Source organism: Sulfurospirillum sp. E15m (genome assembly GCF_059415145.1).
Genome location: NZ_JCAHZS010000001.1, coordinates 778,911 through 791,431, shown reverse-complemented (window position 1 = coordinate 791,431; position 12,521 = coordinate 778,911). Strand labels below are relative to the sequence as shown.

The 12,521-nt window shown below is 37.2% G+C and carries 9 protein-coding genes; all 9 read right to left on the bottom strand.

Annotated features, from left to right (window positions below; all coding sequences use genetic code 11):
- Positions 1–16: 16 nt before the first annotated feature.
- A complete protein-coding gene (locus AC5SLP_RS03940) occupies positions 17–2,710 on the bottom strand; it encodes a cytochrome c biogenesis protein (protein ID WP_495253823.1) in 2,694 nt (897 codons plus the stop codon).
- A 31-nt stretch (positions 2,711–2,741) separates the two neighbouring features.
- Entirely contained in the window at positions 2,742–3,701 is a 960-nt protein-coding gene (gene nrfD, locus AC5SLP_RS03935; RefSeq protein ID WP_495253876.1) for an NrfD/PsrC family molybdoenzyme membrane anchor subunit, read from the bottom strand.
- Positions 3,702–3,703: 2 nt separating this feature from the next.
- Positions 3,704–4,375 carry a 4Fe-4S dicluster domain-containing protein gene (locus AC5SLP_RS03930; RefSeq protein ID WP_495253822.1) on the bottom strand — a complete coding sequence of 224 codons (672 nt, stop codon included), beginning with the start codon at positions 4,373–4,375 and terminating at the stop codon, positions 3,704–3,706.
- Between the two features lie 45 nt (positions 4,376–4,420).
- A complete protein-coding gene (locus AC5SLP_RS03925) occupies positions 4,421–5,206 on the bottom strand; it encodes an FKBP-type peptidyl-prolyl cis-trans isomerase (protein ID WP_495253821.1) in 786 nt (261 codons plus the stop codon).
- 80 nt (positions 5,207–5,286) lie between these two features.
- Positions 5,287–7,353, bottom strand: a complete 2,067-nt coding sequence (locus AC5SLP_RS03920) for a cytochrome C (protein WP_495253820.1) — start codon at positions 7,351–7,353, stop codon at positions 5,287–5,289.
- Between the two features lie 183 nt (positions 7,354–7,536).
- On the bottom strand, positions 7,537–8,955 hold the full coding sequence (locus tag AC5SLP_RS03915) for a c-type heme family protein (protein WP_495253819.1): 1,419 nt from the start codon (positions 8,953–8,955) through the stop codon (positions 7,537–7,539).
- Positions 8,945–9,634 (bottom strand): response regulator transcription factor, encoded by a 690-nt coding sequence (locus AC5SLP_RS03910; protein ID WP_495253818.1) that lies wholly within the window; start codon positions 9,632–9,634, stop codon positions 8,945–8,947. The genes AC5SLP_RS03915 and AC5SLP_RS03910 overlap by 11 nt, the downstream gene beginning before the upstream one ends.
- 161 nt (positions 9,635–9,795) lie before the next feature.
- Entirely contained in the window at positions 9,796–11,679 is a 1,884-nt protein-coding gene (locus AC5SLP_RS03905; RefSeq protein ID WP_495253817.1) for a sensor histidine kinase, read from the bottom strand.
- 6 nt (positions 11,680–11,685) lie between these two features.
- Positions 11,686–12,435, bottom strand: a complete 750-nt coding sequence (locus tag AC5SLP_RS03900; RefSeq protein WP_495253816.1) for a response regulator transcription factor — start codon at positions 12,433–12,435, stop codon at positions 11,686–11,688.
- Positions 12,436–12,521 lie beyond the last annotated feature (86 nt).

The window sequence follows — 12,521 nt, the reverse complement described above, 5'->3', positions numbered from 1 at the left end:
TTATCCTTCTATCATTTTAAATAGGTTTAACATCTCTGCCGCGATACGCAAAAGCGCATAAGGCAACAATGAATGCAACCGCATAGTAAACAAAAACCGGCAAACTAGGATGCTCACCCGAAGCGGCGTAAGAGTGCATTCCCGTGAGGTAAAAATTCACGCCAAAATAGGTCATTAAGATGGATGAAAACCCTATCAGCGAGGCAACGCTAAAGGCATAAATCGTATTGAGTTTTGGAATAAATCTTACATGTAAAACCAATGCATACACGATGATAGAAACAAAAGACCATGTCTCTTTTGGGTCCCATCCCCAATACCTTCCCCACGATTCATTCGCCCAAATACCGCCAAAAAAGTTCCCCACAGTAAGCATCGCCAAACCGATAATCAGGCTCATCTCATTGATGGCGGTTAATTGTCTGATTTGCACATTGATACGTTCACGATTACTTCTATTTTTAACGAGCATCAAGGACAACGTGATGAAGCCTAAGAGAGCACCTAAGCCTAAAAATCCATAACTTGCGGTAATCACAGAGACATGAATCGTCAGCCAATACGATTTTAATACGGGCACAAGATTGGTAATTTGAGGATTGATGAAACTCAGATGAGCCACAAGCATCACAATACCCGCTAAAATAGAGGCAGCCGAAAGCGCTAAGGTTGATTTTCTAAACACCACAATGCCAGCAAGTCCTGCTGACCAACCAATGTAAATGAGCGACTCATACGAATCACTCCAAGGTGCGTGCCCTGAGATATACCACCTAAGCGCCAAACCAAACGTATGCGCACTAAAACAGACAACAAACGCATAGAAGATGATGCGTTGTATCAAAGGATTATTTTGGTTTAAAAAGATGAATAGCATCGCAACACAAAGCGCGATAAGACCTAAAATAAGATAACCTGAAATCAACTTTTGAAACACGCCAAGATGATTGTAAAGGACTTCAGCCTTAATGCGAGCTTCACTTGGCAAAATCTCTTTGCTATAACGGCGCTGATTTTCTTTGAGTTGTTCAAGAGCTGTGGTGGCATTGCTCCATTGATTATTGGCGATGCCTTCTTGCAATCCTACAAGGTATTGATTCACCAGTCGTTTCGTTTCATTCACGACAAACGGATTATTAAATGCTTCATTCGGATCAACCCATTTTTTATCGGGGTCTTCTGGAATGGGAATAAATTTAAAAAAGACACCTTTAAATGTTAGATAAGCGATATTGAGTTTCTCATCAAACTTAATAATGTCATTATCGAACGTATCGCGTTTTGACTGGGCTTTTTGGTTTGCGGCATTGACCTGTTTTGCCAATTTATAATATCCTGCTTCATCAAATATCTCCGCAAACGAGACATACTCTGTTTGTGCATTTACATGTAAAACTTTTTTAATCTCAGCGTTACCAAGCTTGATGATTTTCATTTGCTCCCAAAGAGAAGGGTTGGTAACCATACCCAAAATTATTTGTTCGGGAGTTAAGCCATACAAAGAGCTTTTTCCGGAGAGTTTATTGACGATATCAATAGCTTCGGTGCTAATGGGTTTCACTCGCCCCATATAATCTTGCACCAAAAGCGCACTAAAAGCGTGATTGGCATGTTCGGATGAATTGAGTTTAAACGTTTTTAAGTAACTTTCATTATCGGCTTTTAACAATGAGGTACTTAAAAAAAGTACTGGCAAAAGAAGCATCATGCTATTCTTTTGCAAAAATGATTTTAAGCGTAAAAAGCGACTTCCTTTGGTAAAGAAATTAAGCAAGAATCCAACGCATAGTAAAAAATAACCAAGATACGTAGGCCATTTACCAGGGTCTTTATTCACTTCCAAAATTGTTCCTTTTTCATCGGTGTCATAAGAGGATTGAAAAAATTTGTACCCTTTATAATTCAAAGGATGGTTCATAAAAATACGATACGGAAGTTTAGTAGCTGCAGTATTATCCAGTACTTCAATATCGCTCGCATACGAAGAGGGGCTCATAGAACCTGCGTATCGTTCCAATTGAAAATCAATGAGTTTCAGTGAAAAAGGCAGTTCAATAACTTTAGAACCCCATGAAAGCGCAACCATAAGATTATCAAACTGCACTTCGGTGGGAGCGTTTATCCACCCTGAACCGCCTTCTATCATCACACGCTTAGTTATATTATCGTACGTTACATTGGCATACACGGTACTGGCATTTCCTTTGGGACTTGCACGGTAACCTTGATATTCAACGACAAGGCTTTTACCTTTGAGAGTTTCTCGATATTTAAAATGGTTATTGCCAATTTGTCCCAATGAAAGCGGATATTCAAAGACTTGGCTGTCTGTTTTGATTTGAAAATAAGGTTTAACCCCTATCATCTCGTTTTCACTCATACCTTCCCTGATATGAATGACCCCTTCGTATCCAAAATAGCGTGTCATACCAGCACCAATCAAAATAACCACAAAAGCAAGATGCACGATAAAAGCACCTTTTTTATACCACATCTTGCTTTTATACATCACCCCTATCATAGAAAGAGTGAGAGCAACCATAACCACTTCATACCAAAAGGCATCATATATGAGCACTCGCGCGGTTTGCACATCATAGGTGCTCTCCACAAACGTAGCAACCCCAGCTGCCGCGCCCAAAATAAAAAGCATCACAATAATAAACGGATACGAAAAGAAACCTTTTGCCAAAAGAGATATCAACTTCACACTAAAGCCTTTTTAATAAGATTTGGCACTCTTACACACTAAATGTTTGTCCTGCATAGATAATAAACATCCTTAAACATAAAACGCCTACAATACTTGCTACACCAGAGAGATAAAACGCCATTTTTGATGATGCGATTTGTTTTCCCAAAAGAAAATTCAACACCAAAGGGATACCAAAACCAACTCCCATAACGCCCATCCAAAACAAGGACGAAAATGCACCACTTTGAAAAGCCACCACGGTTGATTTTTGGAATTCATTACCGACTAAAAGTGAAACGAACAACATAAAAATAAACAGTATTTCAGTTGCCATAATAGGCCATTCAATCGTATGCAATGTTTTCATATCTGAAGAGTGGGTATCTTCTTTGAAAAACAACGAAGCGACAACACTGGCACTCGCGGTTCCTGCTGAAAGTCCCGAAGCAACAAACAACGCAGGTAAAATGGCTGTATTTAAAATAGGAAAGCGAACCAATACTGAAATCAAAAATCCTGTATAGGCACAGACAACAACCGCAAATAAAACACACAAGACTTCAATCAACGGTCTGATTTTTTTCAAAATACCCATAATGGCAACAAAATAATCACGCAATTTTTGTTGAGGAAGATAGCGTAGAATTTCATTTTCAAACAGATAAAGACATAAAACCAATGTCAAAGGGATATAAATAGAAAGTGCTAAAACACCAATGGACATGACCGATGTGAAATTATAATGAATGAGAATTTTCCAAAAATATAAAGGCTTATCCAGATCCCCAACCAAGAACACCATTCCAAAAACAATTGTGATAAAAGCAACTAATGAAGCCGCTTTAAGTAAAGGCGTGTCTTCTTTTTGTTTTTTATAATAACGAATAAATAATGCTACGATAATAGCACCACCTGAAATACCCGCAAGCAATAAATAGACTGCAATCGGCCATCCCCACTCAACGCCATGAGAAAATCCAATGGTAAATGTAATTTCATTATTCATCATCATACTCCTAACTTAACAATCGGTATGTAACGTAGACTTGGCTTCGTTCCATACGTTGGTTTCATACGTACCGCATCTTTTACATGTAAAAGTTGATTGATGTACGAATTCTCATCATTCAAGTCGCCAAAAACAAGCGCTTTGTATTTACACGCTTCCACACAAGCGGGTTCGTGCCCTTTGGCTAAATTGGTATTAAGACAGAAATTGCAATTTTCTGCCGACTTTGTTTCATGGTTGATAAAACGCACATCATATGGACACGCGACGATACAATATTTACAGGCGATACAATCATCCGCATTCATCGTGACGATATTGGTAAGGCTATCGCGATGACAGGCTTGTGTAGGACAAACATTCACACAAGGTGCATCTTCGCACTGTTGGCATGACACACGTACATATCGCTTTTCCAATGGTGTATTTGGATCCGTTTTATTTTGAACAAACAATCGTGCCTGCCCTTGTGGCACAGAGTTTGTCTTACGGCATGCAATCTCACAATCGGTACAGCCTACACACTTATTTTGGTCAAAAATCATCCCATAGTGTGGTTTTTGCTTTGGTTGCTCTTTTGCCACTTCCAAACTATACCCGACGGTTGTCAGTGTAAAAGAGCTTAACCCCAAGTACTTTAGAAAATCTCTTCTTTTACTATCATTCTCCATAATCTCCTCCAATTTGATTCATTAACACGACCTAACCTAGACTACCTACAACTTCTTCTTTTCAACGTTCATCATCTCTTTTTTATCTTCTTCGCTAAGCGGTTTTGCGCTGTTAGCAAGTTCCCCTGGTTTCATTACTTTTTGCAATTCAATTTCAAAAACCACCGTTGAGCCCGCTGGAATTTCGTTCATATCCATATTTCCATAGGCAAGTTCACTTGGAATCACTAATTTAAATTTTGAGCCTTCATTCATCAGCATTAATCCCTCTTGTAAACCATCAATAATGTTTATCATCGAAAGATGTGCGGGTGATTTTCTAGCATACGTATCATCAAACACTTTGCCATCAATTAAATAGGCTTTGTAATTCATGACAACAATGCTCTCTTTCTTAGGTTTTTCACCTTTGCCTGCACTGATGATTTCATACTGTAAGCCCGACTTTGTTGTCACAACATTCTTATTTTTTGCATTATTTAACATATATTTTTTGCCCGCATCAAGATTTTGATTTAAAGATTTTTGAAATTTATCTTGAGAGACTTTATTTAAAACTTCTGCTCGATTATTTAAATTTGTGATGACCTCTTCATCACTGAGTTTTTTCTGTTTTTTTAATGCGTCGATAAACCCATCAATGACAGCATCAACATCCACTTTGGCGCCCATTTGTGTTTGTTCAAAGAGTTGATTAGAGATATAACTTCCTGTTGATGCACCTATACTGTATGACTCTTTTTGTACTTGTGTTTTTAGCTCACCAGCAAATCCTTGAGAGACCAAACAAATAAATACAAATAATCCTGCTGATATTTTTCCACTTCTCATCTTCATACCCTTTTCTTGATATAAACGGGCTATGAAACCATAGCCCGCTTTAAAGTCACACTCTAAAAAGTGCGACACCGTTATTTCACATTTTTACCAACAATACGTTGTGCTTCATTGATATACTCAACTGCCGCATCAATTCTTTGTTTGGTGTATTTAAATCCGTGCATACCCCATGAACCATCTTTTTCAAGAAGATCCACTGTCTCTTGTGCTTTTTCAATCAACTCATAGACTCTTGTTTTGTCTGATGGAGAGAGTTTTTTGACTTCAAGCATTGCGTAAAGACCTTGGATACCCACTTTAACCTGTGTATATTTCTCTTTGACAGGTGTTTGCCATCCCATAACCTCATCGTAAACTTGTTTTTGGTCTTTGAAGTGTAGGGTCTCTTTAAGTTCAGATTGAACAATACTATGACAGCCTTTGGTATCAATTTGATCTTTATCCGCCCAGCTTGTACGTCCACATGACCACATTAAGTCTACAAAGTTATGACCTTTATCGTCACGCTCAAAATGCCAATCTTTCGCATCTCTTGGGTCTTTTGAGGTTGAACCAGCTACCAAGGTTTTGCGTTTTGGATCCACAAGAATTTTCCAAATATGAGATCTTCTTTGTGTATCAAAACCTGCATGGTCTTGGAATTGTGTTGCGTAGAAGTTTTCACAGCTCATCATGTATGGCATGTGACAGCTTGCACAACTGTTTTTACTGTGAGTGTCTGCTTTAGAAGCGATGTATGCAGCCTCTTTATGGCAATCTCCACAGTTCTTTTTGAGTTTTGGTTTCGTATAGAGTGAACTTAAATAGCCTTGGTCAGGATTGTAATTGACGGTACCTTTAAGGTCTTTTTCACCTGTAACTGGCCCTGTAACATCATGAGGGTCATGACAGGTTGTACAACGCATACCTTTGTCATAGTGTGCTGTAAAGTAACTTTGCGCACCTTCAGTACCACAACCAGGTCCCATGGATTTGAATTTTGAACTCAAAGCAAGGTCAGGTTTACCAGGGATGTTTTTAGCAAGGTCTGGACTATAAGAGAAACGTTGGTGACAACGTTCACAGTTAGAGATAAGGAGTCCTGAACCACCTTCTAAGTGACCACCAGCGCCATGACACTCTTCACATGAAACACCTTTTGAAATGGTGTGTTTTTGAAGCTCTTTAGCATTACCAAGCGCTTTGTAAAATTCGTCTTTAGATTTAAAGTCAAATTTCCAAGGATGGCAGACTTCACAATACGATGTTGAAGCTTGAAAAGACATCGCTTTTTTGTAGGTTGCCGCATAGGAAGCAAGACCTCTTACATAACCGCCATTGGCACCGTAATCTTCCAATGTAACAGGGAATTCTGGTACATATTGTTTGATTTTTTTAGCTACTTCTGGTGTTAAGTTAAGTGCCCACGTGCGTTGGAATTGGTTTGCACCTGCTGTAATTTTGCCTGTTCCATTTTTAAGAAGACCACCTTCAACATGGTAGGTTCCACGAAGTAACCATGCATCAAAGAAACCCATTTTTGTTCTTAAATGCCCAATCGTACAATAAATGACGTCAGGAGTGATTCCTTGTGGTAAAATAGATGCTGTATCGCTTGAGAATACCGGTTCAGTCAATTTATTATTGACTTCTGGATGTTCACCTGGGAAGCGTACTGTTGTTGAGTGTCGTGACCTGCTCCAAGTCTCATATTGTGCAACATGGCACTCACCGCATTTTTCTGGTCCAATAAATTTGTTAGGATAGCTTAGAGTTGATCCTCTTGCGACCCTATACATCATTGAGCTTACACCGTCTCCACCACTGCGTTTTGTGGCTTTTGAAAAATCTTTACCGTGTCCTTCTTCAATCCATTCATGTCCACGATCTCCGACGACGAGTTTGCCAACGGTTTGCCCACCATATTTTGTAAAAATAGGATGGTTTTTAAAGAGCCAGTCATACATCTCCTGCTCTTCAACGACATAGTCTTGCAACGAGGTAACGCCCCTGCTCTCCTTCGTTCCCTTAGGATGAGCAATAATCTCTCGTGCTTCATTACTCATTTGCATACCGCCCATTCCCTCAGCACTAGCGCCGATAGAAAAAAGGCTTATACCCATGAATAAACCAAGTAACAACTTGTCCCAATTTTTCATGTATCCTCCTTTGAAAAATTGAAACTTAAATCAACTAATCTTTTTTTAACACGCTCAACGAGATGTATTAAAAAAACGATTAAGCCATTCAAGCCTCAAAAGCCATTCTAGCCTCAAAGAGAATGCTAACAAGAAAAAAGGGGGGAAAAGGGGGAAGTATTAAATATGTATTAAATGAAATAACTAAAATATAATTGTAAACATAACGCCATCGGGTATATTTTCAACATAAATTTTGCCATCGTTCTTTTCTACAATCATTTGGCTCATGTACAATCCTAGCCCACTACTGGACTCTTTGGTTGTAAAATACGGGTCAAACACTTTCTCAATAATGGCTTCTTCCATACAGCCGGCATTATTTTCAATCGTAATCACAGGAACATCATTTTGTAATAAGGCTGTAATCGTAATGTTTCTATTGGAAACATGATTGACGATAAAAGCTTCTTTCGCATTGTTGATAATATTGATGAGCACTTGGATAATTTCATTCGGAAATCCCACGCGGGTAAAGTCGTTAAGGATATTTACATGTAACGCTATCGTGTATTTTTCCAAAGAAGCACTGAGCAATTTTTTTGCTTGGTGAATTACTTCATGTGCCGTAAACTCTTTTTTGTGTTTATTGGGTATAAAAAAGTTTTTAAAGTCATCAATCGTGCTTGACATAAACTGAATTTGCTCATTCGCCTCTTGAATTTTACGGTTCAATTTTTCTTTGGTGAGCATATCCCGTTCATTGTGTAACTCTAAATTAATTAAGATAGTCGATACCTGCGCCAAAGGTTGCCGCCATTGGTGCGATATATTGCCAATCATCTCACCCATAGACGCCAAACGATTTTGACTCATCATCAGCATATCGTTCTTTTCTTTAAGGCGCATATCTTTTTTGTAAATTTTATAGATCAAAATAATGAAGACAATGAACACAACCAACATCGCAAGTCCGCCCACGACAAACTCTTCAACATGGTATTTAATAATGCTCATGACAGGAATTTTAAGGGTCAGCATTCCCATAATATCGCCGACATGGTTTTTAAAGTCACTCATGTTTTTGTATTTATCCATCATTTTCGGCGGTGCTTTGGAAGGCTCCGTATGGCACTCTAAACACGAAGGGTTATTTTGACTAATGGGAAGTCCTACAAAAAAATAGGCTTTATTGCGCTCAGAAATAATGGAAGCATACTCTTTGCGTTCACCATTACGAAATTGATCTAAAATACCTAATTCAAACTCATTTCCAAGATGCTCAGGATTTAAAGGACTGAGTGCCACCAGTTTATAATGGTAGTTAATATTTTTTTTTGCCAATTGAATCTTATAGACTTGCTCGGTGATAAAAGACGATGAAAGTAATTTTGAGTCAAAAAAATCGTTATCGAGTTTATTTTCTTCTTTGAGTTTTTTAATGAGAGGACGTTGAACACTGTCAATATAATCGCGCATTGCATTCATCGTATCTAGAATAAAAACAGCCTCTTGACGAGCATCTTTGAGGGCTAACTCACGGTAAAAATAGAAAAAAAGTACGGTTAAAATCGTATACAAAACGACAAAAAGTGAGATAATCACTCTAAGGCTATATTTCACAGATATACCCTACCCCATACAAATTTTTGATGCATTGGTTGTCTATTTTTTTCCGCAAGTCTTTAATGATTGATTTTAAAGCCTCTTTGCTAGGTTGCTCAAACTCCCACATGTAATCGAAAAGTTGCTCGTACGTTATGGTTTGATTGCATCGCTTTAAAAAATACTCTAAAAGCCTGCTTTCACTTTTAGACAGATGCACAATAGTATCGTGTGCCGAAATGGTTTTTCGACAAAAATCATAGGAGAATTCAGGGGTTAATTGATACGTCGGGTTATGGTCCACTAACTCCAGCGCAACATCTTCTAAGGCTTTGGTCAGTGTATTTTTGTCATATGGTTTTGTCAAATAACGGGTGATTTTAAGCTCAATGGCACGCCATAAGTACTCTTGTTCGGTATGCGCTGAGAGAATAATAATCGGAATTTTTTTATTGGTCTGACGAATTTTTTTGACCACTTCTAAGCCATCTAAATGCGGAATGGAAATATCAAGCATCAGAACATCGTACACATTGCATAAGGCTTCATCGAGTGCTTCTAATCCATCTTGGACACCAACGACTTTGCCAAAAAACAGCTCCAATGACTCAACAATATTCGATAAAATACCCTCTTCATCTTCAACACATAACACTTTTTTATCGGATAAAATATTTAAAAGATTGCATTCGCTCATTTGAGATTCTTTTCCATACATTATAAATTTTACTGATACTTCATTGGGGTTCTACTCAACCATAAAACCTCATCCATTGGCGGAAAATCCTAGCGCATAAAAGCTTATAAAAATATTTCTCTTAATTTTGTTAATTAATTTTACAAGTTTAAGTTCGTCTCTTATTTTGGAATCGTAATGGTAAAACAAGCGCCATTTTGTCTGTTTTCAACACTAAGTGTTCCTTTAAATCGGTTGGTAATGATATCTTGACAAATAAACAACCCAACCCCAGCACTTTCCTGTTTTGTGGTGATATTAAATTCAAAAATTCGCTCAACAGGCGTAATTTTTATACCGCCTGCATTATCTTGAATCGTAATAATGCACGTTTGGTCGTTCTCGTAAACGCCAATATCAATAGAAGGATGCGAATGGTTCATAGCATCAAATTGGTCTTTCGCATTGAGTAAGATATTGAGTAAAACTTGTATAAATTCATTGGGGTTACCCAGCAACAAAGATTGTGCTGTGCCATGAAAATTGAGTTGTATTGAAGAATTTTGAAACGAATACGCCAACATTTTTTGAATAGCCTCCAACTCTTCGCTCACATAAAATTGCCTTTTCGTCGCATACGATTTGAGTAAAAAGTTATAGAACGTATCTATCGTTTCGGAGAGATGCTTTAACACTTCAAAGCTGGTATCCAATGACGTGATAAGACTTTTTCTTTTGATTCTTCGCTCAAGTATAAGGCTGCCCTTCATATTGGTCAAAATAGCACCTAATGCATTTAAGGGTTGCTTCCATTGATGGGCAATATTACCAATTGTCCGCCCAATCGAGATGTAGCGTGATTGATAAATACGCTCTTTTTCTGTCTCTAAAATATGCGTTTTCATCAATTTATATTCTGATTTAATAAGCTTTATTTTTAAGATTAGCATACATGTAAAAATCAGCATTTGCCACAAACTACCCCATAAGAGAACATTTGTGCCCATACTTGGAACTTCAATGACGCCTAATTGCATCAACCAAAAAAGAAGTGTCCCGCAATAAAAACCTAAAACCCCAATGAGATACCATTTGACAAAATTCACCTTTTTAAACAGTGCAAAAAATCCTAAAAAAAGAGTGTACGCAAGTATCGTCATCCCTGTAAAGCATGCAATCATTTGCAATGGACTTTGAACGGCAAGAAAAAAAAATGTAAACATCGCGATAAAACATAAAATATAAGTAACCCTCGTCAAAAATGTGCATAAAAGATGTATATCTAAAAAATAAAGAGTGAACAGTAAAAAAGCAATATGCACCCCTTGCGTACTTAGAATTTTAATCACGCCATTGAGCCATAAAAACTCCTGCACAAGCCAAAATGTATAATGATGAATATACATAATAAACATCCATAAAGAGACTAAATAGAGCGTATAAAATAGATATTCTTTGGCTTTTAAAACAAGGTAAAGCATGAAATTGAAACACAATAAAATAAATAAACATCCTGTAAAAAATGCGATAAAAACGATGGAGGGAAGTTTGCGATAATCCAACTCCGATTCTGTTGCTATTTTCATGGCAAGCATCACGGGTCTATCGGAAGTAATTTTAAATAAATACAGCAAGGGCTCATCTGCTTTTATCAGCGCAAAGCGTACAAATAAATGCTTGACTTCTCTTTCGTTTATTCTGATAGAACTACCATTTTGCGAGCTGTGTATCAGACTATTCTTTTTAAAAACGAAACAATCCACATGGCTTAATTGATTATATTGAAATTCAATAAAGGATTGGACTTCCTCTTGATTTTTGATGGTTAATGCAACCCAGTATGTGGCATGACTTACGCCAAAACTTTTTACATGTAAAGGTAGCGTCTCGAATTTATTTTGATTTAACAAAGCGTAGGCTTCATTATAATCAAGGTGCTGTGTATCTTTGAAGACTTTAGGAACTCCGATCAGTTCCAATGCATCAAGTGATTTTGAAATATGGAGGGATTCGGTGCAGAACAATAAATTGTGAAAAAGAATTAGGAAAAAAACAAAATACCTCATTTGATTTTATCCTGAAATTAATAGTGACGGAATATCCCTACCTCCTTTGTGTTTTTTGATAAATGCATCATCAAGATTTATGCGGTATCCAACGCCTCGTATCGACACAATAATAGTATTGCCAAGTTTGCGACGTATCCTTAAGACAAGATTTTTGACAGCAGACCTGCATTGTAGTTCATAGTTCCATAGCTTCGCTTCAATCGCTTCGGTTGAAAGTGTTTTTTGATGATTTTCCAAAAGAAATTCAATGAGTTCCAGCTCTTTACTTCCCAAGGTTTGTAGTATCTCGTCACGATAAAACTCTTTGGTATCACGATTAAAGACTAAATGAGAATTAAAAATAATTAAGTTAGGTGTTGTTTGTGTTCTTTTAATCGCTTGCGATAATTTATTGACCAACAATGTAAACTCAATGGGTTTAATCAAATACCCATCTATCGCTAAATTTGCCGCGCTTAAAAGCATGTTTTTATCATCGAAACTTGTAAGAATAATAATAGGTATGGTGTAATCTATTTGGCGGATTTGGCGTGTTAGTTTGATGCCATCTTTTTTAGGCATTTTTATATCAGTTAAAATAATATCAGGATGTTCATCTTCATATATATTATAAGCTTCTTCTCCATCTTTAGCACAATATACTTTATCAAACAGCATTTTAAGCGTATTGGTAATTTGTACTCTCGTCATTGAATCATCTTCAACAAATAAAATGCGTTTACTTTTCAAAACCAAAAGGCTACTACTGTTCAAATTAGGTCCTTAAAGCAAAATTAAGAGGTAATTATAGGAGGAAGGAATTAAATTATACCATACGTAGGTCACGTTAAAGTCATATT